Origin of the sequence: Streptomyces sp. NPDC059649 (assembly GCF_042734445.1) — a bacterium.
Classification (GTDB): Bacteria; Actinomycetota; Actinomycetes; order Streptomycetales; family Streptomycetaceae; genus Streptomyces.
The window spans coordinates 44,007-58,514 of record NZ_JBHWDV010000030.1; the positions used below are offsets into that span (position 1 = coordinate 44,007).

Annotated in this window: 13 protein-coding genes; 6 read left to right on the forward strand and 7 right to left on the reverse strand. The window is 71.6% G+C overall.

Annotation, left to right across the window (positions count from 1 at the left end):
• Nucleotides 1–231: 231 nt before the first annotated feature.
• Together ACFV1J_RS26690 and ACFV1J_RS26695 are read left to right on the forward strand one after the other, a co-directional pair.
• On the forward strand, nt 232–645 hold the full coding sequence (locus ACFV1J_RS26690; protein WP_385862085.1) for a VOC family protein: 414 nt from the start codon (nt 232–234) through the stop codon (nt 643–645).
• An 83-nt stretch (nt 646–728) separates the two neighbouring features.
• Nucleotides 729–1,088 (forward strand): winged helix-turn-helix transcriptional regulator, encoded by a 360-nt coding sequence (locus ACFV1J_RS26695; protein ID WP_385862086.1) that lies wholly within the window; start codon nt 729–731, stop codon nt 1,086–1,088.
• Nucleotides 1,089–1,402: 314 nt separating this feature from the next.
• Here the strand turns inward: ACFV1J_RS26695 and ACFV1J_RS26700 are convergent, their stop codons facing one another.
• Together ACFV1J_RS26700 and ACFV1J_RS26705 are read right to left on the reverse strand one after the other, a co-directional pair.
• Nucleotides 1,403–2,272, reverse strand: coding sequence for a class I SAM-dependent methyltransferase (locus ACFV1J_RS26700; RefSeq protein ID WP_385862088.1), 870 nt, complete (start codon nt 2,270–2,272; stop codon nt 1,403–1,405).
• A 367-nt stretch (nt 2,273–2,639) separates the two neighbouring features.
• Entirely contained in the window at nt 2,640–3,155 is a 516-nt protein-coding gene (locus ACFV1J_RS26705; protein ID WP_385862091.1) for a VOC family protein, read from the reverse strand.
• A gap of 374 nt (nt 3,156–3,529) precedes the next feature.
• Between ACFV1J_RS26705 and ACFV1J_RS26710 the strand changes: the two genes are divergently transcribed.
• Nucleotides 3,530–4,132, forward strand: a complete 603-nt coding sequence (locus tag ACFV1J_RS26710) for a TetR/AcrR family transcriptional regulator (protein ID WP_385862175.1) — start codon at nt 3,530–3,532, stop codon at nt 4,130–4,132.
• Between the two features lie 1,042 nt (nt 4,133–5,174).
• Nucleotides 5,175–5,549 (forward strand): VOC family protein, encoded by a 375-nt coding sequence (locus ACFV1J_RS26715; protein ID WP_385862093.1) that lies wholly within the window; start codon nt 5,175–5,177, stop codon nt 5,547–5,549.
• A gap of 102 nt (nt 5,550–5,651) precedes the next feature.
• Here ACFV1J_RS26715 and ACFV1J_RS26720 read toward each other — a convergent pair whose 3' ends face one another.
• The 3 genes from ACFV1J_RS26720 to ACFV1J_RS26730 all read right to left on the reverse strand — a co-directional run bounded on the left by ACFV1J_RS26720 (nt 5,652) and on the right by ACFV1J_RS26730 (nt 7,921).
• Nucleotides 5,652–6,644, reverse strand: coding sequence for an aldo/keto reductase (locus ACFV1J_RS26720; RefSeq protein WP_385862094.1), 993 nt, complete (start codon nt 6,642–6,644; stop codon nt 5,652–5,654).
• Nucleotides 6,645–7,151: 507 nt separating this feature from the next.
• A complete protein-coding gene (locus tag ACFV1J_RS26725; protein WP_385862096.1) occupies nt 7,152–7,490 on the reverse strand; it encodes a winged helix-turn-helix domain-containing protein in 339 nt (112 codons plus the stop codon).
• Nucleotides 7,487–7,921, reverse strand: coding sequence for a hypothetical protein (locus tag ACFV1J_RS26730; RefSeq protein ID WP_385862098.1), 435 nt, complete (start codon nt 7,919–7,921; stop codon nt 7,487–7,489). The genes ACFV1J_RS26725 and ACFV1J_RS26730 overlap by 4 nt, the downstream gene beginning before the upstream one ends.
• Before the next feature lie 587 nt (nt 7,922–8,508).
• Here ACFV1J_RS26730 and ACFV1J_RS26735 point away from each other — a divergent pair.
• Both ACFV1J_RS26735 and ACFV1J_RS26740 read left to right on the forward strand, forming a co-directional pair.
• A complete protein-coding gene (locus ACFV1J_RS26735) occupies nt 8,509–9,366 on the forward strand; it encodes a putative protein N(5)-glutamine methyltransferase (RefSeq protein WP_385862100.1) in 858 nt (285 codons plus the stop codon).
• Nucleotides 9,367–9,575: 209 nt separating this feature from the next.
• Nucleotides 9,576–10,418, forward strand: coding sequence for a maleylpyruvate isomerase N-terminal domain-containing protein (locus tag ACFV1J_RS26740; RefSeq protein WP_385862102.1), 843 nt, complete (start codon nt 9,576–9,578; stop codon nt 10,416–10,418).
• A 119-nt stretch (nt 10,419–10,537) separates the two neighbouring features.
• On the opposite strand, the gene ACFV1J_RS26745 is transcribed toward ACFV1J_RS26740, so the two are convergent.
• Together ACFV1J_RS26745 and ACFV1J_RS26750 are read right to left on the reverse strand one after the other, a co-directional pair.
• Entirely contained in the window at nt 10,538–11,638 is a 1,101-nt protein-coding gene (locus ACFV1J_RS26745; protein WP_385862104.1) for a methyltransferase, read from the reverse strand.
• A gap of 218 nt (nt 11,639–11,856) precedes the next feature.
• Nucleotides 11,857–14,244, reverse strand: coding sequence for an ATP-binding cassette domain-containing protein (locus ACFV1J_RS26750; RefSeq protein ID WP_385862106.1), 2,388 nt, complete (start codon nt 14,242–14,244; stop codon nt 11,857–11,859).
• Nucleotides 14,245–14,508 lie beyond the last annotated feature (264 nt).

Sequence of the window (14,508 nt, forward strand, 5' to 3'; positions counted from 1 at the left end):
CCGAAATCTGGGGAATCCTTCAGAATTCTTCGGAATCTTCCAAAACCCCCTTGCAACCACTACATCCAGAGTACTACAACTGAAGTTGTTGCACCGGGAGTGAGTGGCCGTGACCGACCTGGCCTCGACCACCCCGACCCAACCGCCCTGCCCCGGTGGCACACCACGCGCCATCGCGCCACCGCACCACCACGCCGCCGGACCGCCCGGCCGCGCCCGGAGAGGATCCTTATGCGCTTCGCCAAGTTCGGCACCGCCCTGCTCACCGACGACGTCGCGGCCAGCACCCGCTTCTACGTCGACCACTTCGGCTTCCAGCCGCTCGTCGAGCTCGACTGGTACGCCAGCCTCCAGCACCCCCAACACCCTGACTGTGCCCTGGACTTCACCCTGCGCGGGCACGAGGCCATGCCTCTGGATTTCCGCCACCAGAAGACCGGCGGCGCCCTCCTCGGGTTCCTGGTCGAGGACGCCACGGCCGAGGAGGCCGCCCTGCGCGCCAAGGGGGTGCCCATAGCCGTACCGCTGCGCGACGAGCCGTGGGGCCAGCGCCGCTTCAACGTCTGGGCCCCCGAAGGCACCCTCATCGAGGTCCTCCAGACCATCGCCCCGGATCCGGAGTGGATGGCCGCACAGGGACTGTGAGGCGCGCCGGCCGTCGCCCACCAGCCGCTCCCGCCTGGATACTTGCTCCAACGAGGAGAACACCGCGTCAGGGGGGCTGAAGGATGAACACACGCACACGCAACAGGCCGTACGAATGCGGGCTGGACGCCGCCGTGGACGTCATCGGCGGCAAATGGAAGGTGCTGCTGCTGTGGGCGCTGGCCGAGCGTCCACACCGGTTCGGCGAACTGCGCCGCGGCCTACCGAAGATCACCGAGAAGGTGCTGACCCAACAGCTGCGCGAGCTGGAGGCCGACGGCATCGTGCACCGCGAGACCTTCGCCCAGGTGCCGCCGAAGGTCGAATACTCCCTCACCGAGGCCGGCCGCTCCCTCAACGAGGCCCTGGCCCCACTCGGCGCCTGGGGCACCGCCCACCTCCCGCACCTGGAGGCCACTTACAGCCAACGGCATCCGGAGTAACGGGGGTTGGGCGCGCGTCGGGGCGAGGGCGTCCGGACTACCATCACGCCCCTCATACACCGCACACACCGCACGCGCCGCACACACCGCACGCGCCGCACGCGCCGCACGCGCCGCATGCACCGCCACCTCCCTGCGCGCCACGTACGCCATGCACTACTACGCACCGCACGCGGCGATCCGCACACCCGAGCGCTTCACTCCGCACACCGCCGCAGCGATCCGCCGAGCGCATCACTACGCACCCGCCGCGGTAATCCGCACCCCAAGCGCGACACTCCAGACCGCCTTAGCGATGTGCATCCCCAAGCGCGTCACTCCTCACCCCCATGGCGATATGCACCCCCGAGCGCGTCACTCCTCACCGCCGTGGCGATATGCACCCGCATCGCGCACGGAATCCGGCCGTCCGGCCGTGCCAGGGCCGCCGCCTCCCTCTCGAAGCGGGCGCGTAGTTCCGCGGTGACGGCGGGGTCGAGCGGCCCCAGATCGTAGAAGCCGCCCACGGTCGCCCAGACGCGCTCCAGCGGCCCGGTCAGATCGATCCGTACGGTCTCCCACCGCGCGGGCCCGAATCCGGCCGGGCCGAACACCGCGTCGAACCCCTCGCGGCTCCGCAGCCGCCGGTCGCCGAGCGAAGGAATCCGCTGGTCGGCAGGTGCGGCCACGAACAACGGCCGGGCCACTCGCAGGAACGCCGCATACGCCTCGTCCCCGGCCGCACCACCACCCAGGGCGACCGCCAGCGTGCCACCGGGCGCCAGCACCCGTGCCACCTCGGCCGCGACCCGCTCGGCGTCGCCCATCAGCATCAGCGCCATATGGGACACACAGCCGTCGAACCTGCCGTCCTCGAAGGGAAGTTGCTGGGCGCGTCCGGCCCTCAGATCGGCCCGGCCGACACCGGGTCGGCAGCGGGCCAGCGCCAACTCCTCGGCGGACAGGTCGACTCCGGCCAGCGCGCCGTCGGCCGGCCGCCCCTGCTCGGCGAGGAGTTCGAGCAACATCCCGTCACCGCAGCCGAGATCCAGCACCCGTTCGCAGGCCGCCACCCGGTCCCGGAAGATCTCGTAGCTCGACCGCCCGTCGTCGGCCCGTCCGTGCGCCATGGCCCGTACGGTCACCGCGGGGTGCGCCGCGTGAAACGCCCGCAAAAACGCTTCCTGCTCCCGAACCGTCGCCATCCCACTGATCGTAGACAGGATCTCCGGGGCATACGGGCGGAAGCGGGGCGGGGGCGCGGAGCCCCGGGGATGGGGCTGGGCCAGGAACAGGGGCGGGGCGGGAGCTATCCCCGGGGATGAGGCCGGGGCCGGGGCGGGGCCGGGCCCAGGGGCGGGCGATCGGGGGCGGCGAGTACAGGCACACAGGGCACACGCGGGCCAGCTGAGCCAATCTCACTCCGGCCTTCCGGCCGCCCGCCTCGTAACGCGGCACGACAGCTACAGCCTGACCCGAACGCGGCCGGGCCCCCTGAATCGAGCCAACCGAGCCCACCGAGCCCAACCGGCACCCCTGAGCCACCCCCGGCTAACCGCCCGCGGGGCCTCCCTACCCGCCGCCGGGGCCCTCCCGGCCGCCAGTGGCCCCCTCCTGCTCACCACCGGGGTTCTCCTGCTCACCACCGAGGTTCTCCCGATCACCGTTGGGCTCCTCCCCCTCGCCCCCGGGCCCCTCCTGCAACGACCAGCCGTTGCCGTCAGGATCGGCGAAGTAGACGAACGAGTTCCACACCCCGCCGGGCCCGTCGGCCAGCGCACCGTCCTCCACATGCAGCACGGGGCTCGCCGCCACGCCCCGTTCGACCAACTGTGCCCGGGCCGCGGCAATATCGGACACCACCAACTGGAGCCCCTGCACGGAACCGGGCGGCACCTCGGCGACCCCCGCACCCGCCCCGATGACGATCGAGCACTCCGACCCGGGCGGCGTCAGCTGCACGATGCGCGCCCGGCCGCCGACCGAAACGTCATGGTCGACGGCGAAGCCCAGCTGCTCGCTGTAGAAGCGCTTGGCCCGCTCCACATCGGTGACCGGAACCGGCACCAGTTCGAGCTTCCATTCCATGGCACGCCGCCCTTCCACACGACGACGGCACGAACACCCGCCACGCAGCATCCGCAACACAGCACCCGCCACGCAGCGCCAGCAACGCAGCACCCACCACGCAGCGCCCGCAATACAGCACCCGTCACGCAGTACCGACCGCAGAGCAGCGCCCGCCGCAAAGCAGCCACAACAAGCGCGCCGGCAACGGAGCAAGCACTCTGCTGCGAGAGGTCCGCTGCAAAAAGTCTAGAGAGCGGACGGCGGACCCGCGCGGCGCACGCCGGGACGGAAACCATTGACGGAGTGAGCACTCACTCCGTACTATCGACACCATGACCCCACAACCTGCACGCCGGCGCGCACCCGGCATGAGTGTGGAACAGCGCCGGGCCATGATCGTGGCCGCCGCGCTGCCGTTGGTGGCGGAGTACGGCGCGGCCGTCACCACCAGTCAGATCGCCCGCGCCGCGGGCATCGGCGAGGCCACGATCTTCCGGGCCTTCAAGGACAAGGACGAGGTGCTGGACGCCTGCGTCCGCGAGGCGGTCAGCACGGACCACGTCCTACGCGAACTGGCCTCGGTCTCCCTGGACCAGCCGCTCGCCGCCCGGCTGACGGAAGCGGCCGAGGCACTGCGCGCCCATATGGAGCGGATCGGCACCGTCGTCGGCGCCCTGCACGCCTCCGGCCACCTGCGCAGCCGCGGCCGCGAACCCGGCGCCGTCACCCCGGAGACCGGCGCCAAGACGGACGGCCCGCCGGAGGACCCCCGGGCACGCTCCGCCGCCGCGCTCCGCCAAGCCGTCACCGAACTGATCGAACCGGACCGGGACGCCTTCCGCCTGTCCCCCGAAAAGGTCGCCGGCGCCTTCCTGGGCCTCCTCTTCACCCGCCTCCCCACCCCCGTCTCAGAGGCCGACACCCCTCTCACCAGCGAGGAACTCATCGCCGTCCTCCTCCACGGCACCCTCACCCACCCCGGCAAGGACACGTAACCCACGCCTCAGCCAACGAGCCCCACCCCGCCCCACCCCACATACGACGCACCACCGCCGACCCCAAACGAGGCACTGCCGCACCCCGCCAACCAACTGGCGACCCGCCGCACCCCCGGACGCCGCTTAGCCACCCCCTGAATATCCCGCCGCGCGAGCCGGCAGTACCGCCTGCCGCATGCCGCCTGCCGCCTGCCGCCTGCCGCCTGCCCCGCCAACGAGGCATCACGGGCCGCCAACGGCCAACCACCATGCCGGGCAACGCCCGATCGCCGCGCCCCCTAACAACCCACCCGCAGCCCGGCATTGACGAACGCTCGGCACTACGGCGCCACGACCTGCCCACCTACGCCGAACGCGCCGCGCCCCCACAACGCTCCACCATCCACGCCCCCACAACGACGCACCACCGCGCCTCAGCGACGTTCCCATCGCCGCCCCCCACAACGACCACCCCCGCCGCGCCCTGGGAACAATCGCCAACCAGCGGGCCCGGCAACAACGCACCGCACCTCCGCTCGCAGCAACGACGAACCGCACCGCGCCCCGGCCCCCGCCTCATCGCTCGCACGCCAGCAACGCCAGCAACGCCCCACCAGGCCCGTCCGACACAGGACCGCCCCGGCGACGCCCAACCGCGGACTGGCAACGGCACATCACCTCACCCACTCCGGACACAACAGGCGACCGCACCCGGCAATGCCGCGTCACCGACCCGCCGCCCGCAGCCAACCGCCACAGCCCGGCAGCGACGCACCCGACGCACCCCCACGTACCAGGGTGACGACGCATCTCCGCGCCCCGTCGATGCCACGTCCCAGCCCCCGCGGACCGGCAAACGCACCACCACACGCCGACACCACCACACGCCGACCACCGCGACGCACCGCCAGGCTCAGGCCCAGCCGAGGCGCGCCCCGCACCCGTACCCCACGCCCCGCGTCCGCCCACGCCAAACGCCCGACGAGCGACGAGCGACGAGCGACGAGCGACCGCCAGCGCCCAACCACCACCCGTCAGCCCCAACCATCAGGAGTCCCGCATGACCGTGACCCTCAACCACACCATCGTCCCGGCGGCCGATCACCGGGCGGCTGCTCGGTTCTTTGCGCAGGTCATGGGGCTGCCGGAGCTCCCGCCGGCCGGTCGGCTCGGGCATTTCGCGCCGGTTCGGGTCAACGAGACGCTCACCCTCGACTTCATGACCGTGCCGGACGCCGAGGGCCACCATCTCGCCTTCGACGTGGACCCCGAGACCTTCGACGGGATCCTCTCCCGCATCGAGGCGGCCGGCATCCCCTACGGCAACGACCCGACCACCCCGGACAACGGCCGTACCGACCACCCGCTGTGCCCCCGTGGCCTGTTCTTCGCCGACGACTCCGGCAACCTGTACGAGGTGATGTCGCCCGCGTAGCCGGCCTGCGGGGCGAGGCCGGCAGGCGAGTACCGGCAGGCGGGGACCGGCAGGCACGCGAGGACCGGCAGGCCGGGGTGGGCCTGGCCGGCTCCTGACCGGTCAGCCGTCGACGAAGGTCATGCTCACCTCGTCGTACCGGGTCCCGGCCACCTGTCCGGCCGGGGCCGCGGCGTCGATGGCGGCGAGGTCCTCGGCGGACAGTTCGATGGCGAGCGCCGCGACGTTCTCCTCCAGGTACTTCTGCCGGCGGGTGCCCGGGATGGGCACCACGTCGTCCCCGCGGTGCTGCACCCAGGCCAGCGCGAGCTGGCCGGCACTGACTCCCTTCTGCTCGGCGAGTTCGTTCAGCTTCTCGACGATGGCCAGGTTCTGCTCCAGGTTTCCGTCGGCGAACCGCGGCTGGGTACGGCGCACATCCGTCTCCGCCAGGCCCTCGACGCTGGTGTATCGGCCCGTCAGGAACCCGCGGCCCAGGGGCGAGAAGGGCACCAGCCCGATCCCGAGCTCCCGGCAGACCGGCGCGACCTCCTGCTCCAGGTCCCGGGTCCACAGCGACCACTCACTCTGCAGCGCGGCGATCGGGTGCACCGCATGTGCCCGGCGCAGCGTCGCCGCGCTCGCCTCGGACAGTCCGAGGTGGCGCACCTTGCCGGCCGCGACCAGCTCGGCCATCGCCCCGACGGTCTCCTCGATCGGCACCTCGGGGTCGACCCGGTGCTGGTAGTAGAGGTCGATGTGGTCGACCCCGAGCCGGCGCAGCGATGCGTCACATGCCTGCCGTACGTACGCGGCGTCGCCCCGGATCGCGGTCGGCTCGCCGAGCCGGTTGGCGAACCCGAACTTCGTCGCCAGCACGACCTCGTCCCGCCGCCCGGCGATGGCCCGGCCGATCAACTCCTCGTTGTGCCCCGCACCGTAGAAGTCGGAGGTGTCCAGGAACGTGACGCCGAGGTCGAGCGCCCGGTTGATGGTGGCGATCGACTGCGCGTCGTCCGACTCCCCGTAACCGTGGCTCATCCCCATGCAGCCGAGTCCCTGCGCGGATACCTCCAGCTCACCGAGCTTGCGCGGGGGAATGGTCGTCGTGGTCATAGTGCCGCTACCTCCTGGACGGGCTGATCGTGGGGCTCAATCCCGTGGTGGACACTAGGAGTTGGAGTGCGCTCCAAGTCAACACGGCGCCGGGGCGACCCCGGTCCCGGTACCCACCCGGCCTCGGTACCGGTCTTACGGTCTCGGCCTTGACCTCGGTCCCGGTCTTTCGGCCTCGGCCTCGGTCCCGGTCTTTCGGCCTCGGCCTCGGCCTCGGTCCCGGTTCCGACCCCGGTCTCCGCCCGCCCCGGTCCCGACCCGTTCCCGTCTCGCAGATCGCGGGCCCAAGGCGCGGCTCCAGGGAGTCACCAGGTCACGGCCGCGGAGTCACGGCCGCGGAGTCGCGGACGCCGCGTTACGAGCGACCGCGCTACGAGCCACCGCGTCACGGCCTCCGCATCACGGGCGCCATGTCGGCTCCGGCCTCGCCGCCCATCGGCTCCGGCCTCGCCGCCCACCTCAGGCCGTCGGTCCCGCCCGTCGGTCCCGCCCGTCAGGGCTTACGGGTCAGCCGCCGGCCTCACCAGCGCCCTCCGCTATGGCGCTCAGAGCCTGGCAGTGGGCGGCGAATGCGGTGCGGCCGGCGGGTGTCAGGGCGAGCCAGGTGCGGGGGCGCTTGCCGACGTAGCCCTTGGTGACGGCGACATAACCGGCCTTCTCCAGGGTGGAGACCTGGCGCGACAGTACCGAGTCGCTCACCTCGACGGTGTCGCGGACGAAGGCGAACTCGGCCTTGTCGGCGGCCGCCAGGGTCGCCACGATGGAGAAGCGGACGGGCGCGTGGATGACCTCGTCGAGGCCGTGCCGCGGATGAGCCCCCTGGGGCGACTGCCGCGAGGTGCTCACCGGCGGGCCTCCGCGTATCCGCCTATCAGCCCGGGAAGGGCCACCAGGACTGCTCCGGCCACCCACCACGCCGCGACGCCCTGGAACCAGATGAAGCCCGGCACCAACACCGCGCTGTAGAGCACTCCCCAGGCGGTGATCAGGCCGGCATGCCAGCGGCCGAAGCCGCGCCGGGCGACCCGCTGCCGGGCCGCGTACACCGAAAGTCCGCCCACGGTGGCGCACCAGAAGATGCTGCTGATCGCCACTCCGTACGGCTGCCCCAACAACCCGAGGGCCAGCACCATCATCCCGGCCCCGCAGCCGTAGATCACCTGATAGCGGACGTACCACTTCGTGCTCGCCCGGACCGTACTGGTCAACTCCTGGGCGCGGGTCAGTGCGGCCGCCGCGTCCTCGGATGCGTATGCCTGCTCCGGCATGTCTTTCATGTCAGTCCCCCCTGGCATTCCGGCGTTCCTTGATTCCCCGTTGAGCAGCCGCCGTTGCGTCGTTGCTTCGTCGCGAGTTGGCCGCGAGTGGTCGTGAGTTGGTCGCGGACCTGTCGCGGGTTCGTCTCCCGCGGCGGACGCTCTTCGGCTGCGTGTTTTCAGCATGGCAAGCGCTTTCCGAACTGACAAGTACTTTCCTGAAAATCAGTTCGGACGAGGGACACCCGCTCACACGCCGTCAGGTACTCTGTGCCGTCCCAGCAGTGGAGTGACCGAGGAGGTGAGACCGATACCCCGCCAGTCCAGGCAGGCGCGCCCGTCTCCCGTCCGCATGGTCCACCGCCGCAGGTGACCTTCCGGCACAGGTGAGCCAGGCCCGCCTCGGCGCCCCGAAAGGCTCACCACACATGCCGTCACAGCACCTCTCACGACCCTCAGGCCACCATTCGGGATCCTCGGCTTCCCCAGTTCCTTCGGCCTCTTCGGCCTCTTCGGCCCCTTCCGGCCCCTCAGCCCCTTCCGGCCCCTCAGCTCCTCCAGGGCCGTCCCGCCCTTCACGGCCTGCACGCCCTTTGTCAGCACCCTCATTGCGCCCTGACTCCGCGGTCCAGGGCACCTGCCACGGTCTGGCGCCGGAGATCGTCGCCAGGCTGCGTGCTGCCGGCTGCGTCTTCGCCGAGGACGAGGCGGCGCTGCTGCTCGCGGCCGCCCGTACGTCCGATGAACTCGCCGCCATGGTGGAACGCCGCACCCTTGGCCACCCCCTGGAACACGTCCTGGGCTGGGCCGAGTTCTGCGGATTGCGGATCGCCGTCGACCCCGGCGTCTTCGTGCCGCGCCGCCGTACGGAGTTCCTCGTGGAGCAGGCACTCCGCCTGCGGCGCCGGTCCGTCACCCCGGAGACCGGCGCGGAACAACGGCCCACCGTGGTTGTCGATCTGTGCTGCGGCTCCGGAGCGGTGGGCGCCGCACTGGCCGCCGGCCTGGAGCAGGTCGAGCTGTACGCGGCCGATATCGAACCCGCCGCGGTGCGCTGCGCCCGCCGTAATGTCGCGCCCGTCGGCGGCGCGGTCTACGAGGGCGACCTCTTCGAGCCACTGCCACCGGGGCTCCGTGGCCGCGTCGACGTCCTGGTGGCCAACGTGCCCTACGTACCGACCGAAGAGGTCGGGCTGCTGCCGGCCGAGGCCCGCGAGTACGAGCCGCTGGTGGCGCTCGACGGCGGGGCGGACGGGCTCGACGTACTGCGCCGGGTGACCGGGGCCGCGCCGCAGTGGCTGGCGCCCGGCGGGCATCTGCTGGTCGAGACGAGTGAGCGGCAGGCGGCCCGGGCCGTCGAGGCGTTCACCGGCGCGGGGCTGCTCCCGCGGATCGTCCGCTCGGAGGAGTTGTACGCGACGGTGATTGTGGGGACGTGGCGGCAGCCGGGCCAGGCGGCTCTGTAGAGGAACGCTTCGGGGGCTATGGGGGCTATAGGGACGGGTGCCGCGACCCGTACCCGGGCGTCCTCTGGAGGCTCCCCCGGGGATGAAGGGGCGCGGAGGACGGAGGCCGGCGACATCCCCGTAACCACCGGTGGGAAATCCGGTGGGGGCCGGTCCGGGGGGCGCCCTATCGTGACGCCATGTCTCCTTCGATGACTTCGACGGCTTCGATGAGCTATGACCGTCACTGTGCCGAAATCGTCGCCCAGACCGCCCTGTTGACGTCCCACGTCAAGGGAGCCGCACTGGCCACCCCCGTGCCCGCCTGCCCCGGGTGGAACCTCGGTCAGCTGCTGCGCCATCTCGGCGAGGCGCATCGCTGGGTGGAGACGATCGTACGGACCCGGGCCACCGGGCCCGTCTCCGAGGAGCGGCTCAACAACGTCTCCGACGCGACGGACCAGGACCCGGCCGAACTCGCCGCATGGCTCACCGAGGGCGCCGGGCAACTGGCGGACGCGTTGCGGACGGCGGGGCCGGAGGTCGCGGTGTGGACCGTGGCCCCCGGTGGCACGCCGGTGTTCTGGGCCCGCCGTATGACCCACGAGACGGTGGTCCACCGCGCGGACGCGGCCTTCGCCGTCGGAGCGGACTTCACCGTGGACGACGAGGTCGCCGTCGACGCCCTGGACGAGTGGATGAGCTTCGGCCATCTGCCCCCCGTATTCGAGACCAGGCCCGACCTGCCCGCCCTCCTGGCCGGCGGCCGGACCCTGTGCTTCCGGGCCACCGACACCGCCCCCGAAGCCGGCGCGGAATGGCTGGTCCGTCTGGACGGCAACACCCTCGTCTCGGGCCGCGGTGGGGGCCCGGCCACCGGGACCGGGAGCCCGACCACCGTGACCGGGGGCCTGGCCACCGTGACCGCCCAGGGTCCGCTGGCCGACCTGCTGCTCTTCGTCTACGGCCGGCGGTTCGCCCCCGGGGGCCCCGGCGGCGGCATCGAGGTCCTCGGCGACGAGGCGCTGCTCGACGCCTGGCTCGACGCCACCAGCTTCTGGCTCAAGGAGTGAGCGGGGACCGAGGCGCGAGGTGAGCCTCGGCTGAGCCGCGAGTGAGCCGCAAATGAGCCAGGAGTCGCCTTCCGGCGCAGGTCGAGGGTGCCGGGGGCGGGGAACCGGTCGCTCCGCCCCTACCTCGCCGGCTCCGGCTCCGGCTTCGCGTCTGCGGTCGCCTCGGCTTCGATGACGGAGGACATCGCGCGGGTCGGGAGGATGCGGTGGAGGTGGAAGCCGGAGCGGGTGAGGAGGTCCTGGAACTCGGCGGCGGTGCGTTCGCGGCCGCGGACGACCATGAGCATGACGATGTCGAGGGCGAGGGCCGGGTGCGGGGAGCCGTCGGCGGGCAGCACCGCGTCGATGACGAGCAGCCGCGTGCCGGGGGTCACGGCCCGGCGGATGGTGCGCAGGATGCGCAGGCAGTCCTCGTCGGGCCAGTCGTGCAGGATGTTCTTGAGGAGGTAGAGGTCACCGCCCTGCGGTACGGCGGTGAAGAAGTCGCCGCCTTCCGTGCGCCAACGGCCGGCGAGTTCTTCGGTGTCGAGCAGGTGGTCGGCGACCGTCTCGGGCCGGTCGAAGAGGACGCCGTGCAGGCCCGGGGAGCGGGTGAGGGCCTCACGGAGCAGGCCGCCGCGGCCGCCGCCGACGTCCACGACCGTGCCGCTGGCGGGGAAGCGGTAGGCGCCGGCGATGTCCTCGTCCGCCTGGCCGGTGCGCGAGGTCATCGCGGCGTCGAACAGACGGCTCTTGTCGGGCGTGGCGGACAGGTGGGTGAAGAAGGGCAGGCCGTAAGCGGTCTCGAAGCCGGGCTCGCCGGTCCGCAGGGTGTCGGGGAGGTTCTCGGCGGAGCGGCGGAACATCTCGTCGGTGAACAGCAGGGCGGTGGCGCGCTGGGAGCCGGGCACATCGGCGCGCAGGCCCGCCCCGCTCTCCGTCAGGGCGAACGCCCCGTTCTCCTCGCGGAACAGTCCTCTGGTGGCGAGCATCCGTAGGATCCGGCGCAGGGGTACGGCCTGGGTGCCGGAGCGCTCCGCCAGGTCCTCGGCGGTGCGCGGGCCGTCGGCCAGGAGGTCCGCGATGCCGTGCACTATGACGGCGCGTACGGCATCGGCGTATATGTGCCCGTACATCAGGTGCTGCAGCGGCGAGAAGCGGGCGGCGGGGGCGGGGGCGTCCGGGCGGGTGTCAGGGGTGGCGGCCAAGGGTTCACTCCGGTCGTCGTGACGTGTCGGCATACCTCCACTATCGAGGATTTGCCCTGGTCACGGGCGGTTTCGGGAGACTCTTCGACCATCCCACGGCGACTTCCCGGGCGCGCGCCCGGCTACTCCCCGGGCGCGCCCCGTCCACCGCAACGGCCGCACCCCGTCCACCGCAACGGCCGGGCCCCGCCAACTCCCCAGCCGCGCCCCGCCAATTGCACCGGGCACCCCCACCCCTCCTCCTCCCGGGCTCACCCCCCCACATACCCCGCCAAATGCTCCCCCGTCAGCGTGGAACGGTCCGCGATCAAGTCGGCCGGTGTGCCCTCGAAGACGATGCGGCCGCCGTCGTGGCCGGCGCCGGGGCCGAGGTCGATGATCCAGTCGGCGTGGGCCATGACGGCCTGGTGGTGCTCGATGACGAGGACGGACTTACCGGAGTCGACGAGCCGGTCGAGGAGGGCCAGGAGCTGTTCCACGTCGGCGAGGTGGAGGCCGGCGGTCGGCTCGTCGAGGACGTACACACCGCCCTTCTCGGCCATGTGCGTGGCCAGTTTGAGCCGCTGCCGTTCGCCGCCGGAGAGGGTGGTGAGCGGCTGGCCGAGGGTGAGGTAGCCGAGGCCGACGTCGGAGAGCCGCTGAAGGATCCGGTGCGCGGCCGGGGTGCGCGCCTCGCCCTCGGCGAAGAACTCCAGGGCTTCGTCCACCGGCATCGCGAGCACCTCGCTGATGTCCCGCCCGCCGAAGGTGTACTCCAGCACCGATGCCTCGAACCGCTTGCCGTCGCAGTCCTCGCAGGTGGTGGCGACGCCGGCCATCATCGCCAGGTCGGTGTAGAGGACGCCGGCGCCGTTGCACGTGGGGCAGGCGCCCTCCGAATTGGCGCTGAACAGCGCCGGCTTGACGCCGTTGGCCTTGGCGAACGCCTTGCGGATCGGGTCGAGCAGCCCGGTGTACGTGGCCGGGTTGCTGCGCCGGGAGCCGCGGATCGGTGCCTGGTCCACCGCGACCACCCCCTCCGCGGCCGGGATCGAGCCGTGCACGAGGGAACTCTTGCCGGAGCCCGCGACGCCGGTGATCACGCAGAGCACCCCGAGCGGGATGTCGACGTCGACGCCCCGCAGGTTGTGCAGCGACGCGCCGCGGATCTCCAGCACCCCGTTCGGTTCGCGCACCGACTTCTTCAGGGCGGCCCGGTCGTCGAAGTGGCGGCCGGTGAGGGTGCCGCCGGTCCGCAACTCCTCGACGGTGCCCTCGAAGCAGACCGTGCCGCCGGCCGTACCGGCGCCGGGGCCGAGATCGACGACGTGGTCGGCGATCGCGATCACCTCCGGCTTGTGCTCCACGACGAGCACCGTGTTGCCCTTGTCGCGCAGCCGCAGCAGCAGGTCGTTCATCCGCTGGATGTCGTGGGGGTGCAGGCCGGTGGTGGGTTCGTCGAAGACGTAGGTGACATCGGTGAGCGAGGAGCCGAGGTGGCGGATCATCTTGACGCGCTGCGCCTCGCCGCCGGACAGCGTGCCCGACGGCCGGTCGAGGGAGAGATAGCCGAGGCCGATCTCGGAGAATGAGTCGAGGCTGTGCTGGAGGGCGGTCAGCAGCGGTGCCACCGACGGCTCCGTCAGGCCGCGCACCCACTCCGCCAGGTCGCTGATCTGCATCGCGCAGGCGTCGGCGATGCTGATGCCGTTGATCTTCGAGGACCGGGCGCCTTCGCTGAGCCGGGTGCCGTCGCACTCGGGGCAGGGGGTGAAGGTGACCGCGCGCTCCACGAACTCCCGGATGTGCGGCTGCATCGCCTCCCGGTCCTTGGCCAGCATCGACTTCTGGATCCGCGGGATCAGGCCCTCGTACGTCATGTTGATGCCCGCGATCTTCATCCGGGTCGGCTCGCGGTGCAGGAAGTCGTGCAACTCCCGCTCGGTGTACGTGCGGATCGGCTTGTCCGGGTCGAAGAAGCCCGACTCGGCGTACAGCCGGGAGTTCCAGCCGCCGCCCTTGTAGCCGGGGACGGTGATCGCGCCCTCGGTGAGCGACAGGGAGTCGTCGTAGAGCTGGGTGAGGTCGATGTCGGAGACCGTGCCCCGGCCTTCGCAGCGCGGGCACATGCCGCCGGTGCGGGAGTAAGTCGCCTTCACCGCCTTCTTGTTGCCGCGCTCGACCGTGATCGCGCCGCTCGCCCGGACCGAGGCGGTGTTGAAGGAGTACGCGCTGGGCGGGCCGATGTGCGGGGCGCCGAGGCGGCTGAAGAGGATGCGCAGCAGCGCGTTGGCGTCGGTGGCGGTGCCGACGGTGGAGCGGGGGTCGCCGCCCATCCGCTGCTGGTCGACGGTGATCGCGGTGGTCAGCCCGTCGAGGACGTCGACCTCGGGCCGGGCGAGGTTCGGCATGAAGCCCTGTACGAAGGCGCTGTACGTCTCGTTGATCAGCCGTTGCGATTCCGCGGCGATGGTGTCGAAGACCAGCGAGCTCTTGCCCGAGCCGGAGACGCCGGTGAACACGGTCAGCCGGCGCTTGGGTATCTCGATGCTGATGTCCTTGAGGTTGTTCACGCGCGCGCCGTGCACGCGGATCCACTCATGGCGGTCGGCAACGTGCGGCGCCGGCGCCTGCGGGTCCGTCCTCGGGGCCATGCTCATCGGTGTCTCCATCTGCTGGAACTGCGGAACGACTGGAAATACGGAACGGCGGGAACTACGGAACGGCGGGAACGACTGGAACCGCGGGATCTGCCGGGCTCATGGCTCGCTGCGGCTCACGCTACGGGCGAGCGGCATGCCACGCTTCTTCGTTCCTGACCAGTGTCCGCCCGCGGGCCGACCCTTCTACGGGCCCCCTCTACGGAGGGTCGACGACCACCGGCCCTCGAGCTGCCCGACCCGGCCGTTCTCCAGCAGCTCCAC

Coding starts and splice junctions, on each gene's coding strand:
- ACFV1J_RS26710 (WP_385862175.1), top strand. CDS start 3,530: ATGATCGTGGCCGCCGCGCTGCCGTTGGTGGCGGAGTACGGCGCGGCC.
- ACFV1J_RS26690 (WP_385862085.1), top strand. CDS start 232: ATGCGCTTCGCCAAGTTCGGCACCGCCCTGCTCACCGACGACGTCGCG.
- ACFV1J_RS26730 (WP_385862098.1), bottom strand. CDS start 7,921: ATGAAAGACATGCCGGAGCAGGCATACGCATCCGAGGACGCGGCGGCC.
- ACFV1J_RS26695 (WP_385862086.1), top strand. CDS start 729: ATGAACACACGCACACGCAACAGGCCGTACGAATGCGGGCTGGACGCC.
- ACFV1J_RS26750 (WP_385862106.1), bottom strand. CDS start 14,244: ATGAGCATGGCCCCGAGGACGGACCCGCAGGCGCCGGCGCCGCACGTT.
- ACFV1J_RS26700 (WP_385862088.1), bottom strand. CDS start 2,272: ATGGCGACGGTTCGGGAGCAGGAAGCGTTTTTGCGGGCGTTTCACGCG.
- ACFV1J_RS26715 (WP_385862093.1), top strand. CDS start 5,175: ATGACCGTGACCCTCAACCACACCATCGTCCCGGCGGCCGATCACCGG.
- ACFV1J_RS26740 (WP_385862102.1), top strand. CDS start 9,576: ATGAGCTATGACCGTCACTGTGCCGAAATCGTCGCCCAGACCGCCCTG.
- ACFV1J_RS26720 (WP_385862094.1), bottom strand. CDS start 6,644: ATGACCACGACGACCATTCCCCCGCGCAAGCTCGGTGAGCTGGAGGTA.
- ACFV1J_RS26705 (WP_385862091.1), bottom strand. CDS start 3,155: ATGGAATGGAAGCTCGAACTGGTGCCGGTTCCGGTCACCGATGTGGAG.
- ACFV1J_RS26745 (WP_385862104.1), bottom strand. CDS start 11,638: ATGCCGACACGTCACGACGACCGGAGTGAACCCTTGGCCGCCACCCCT.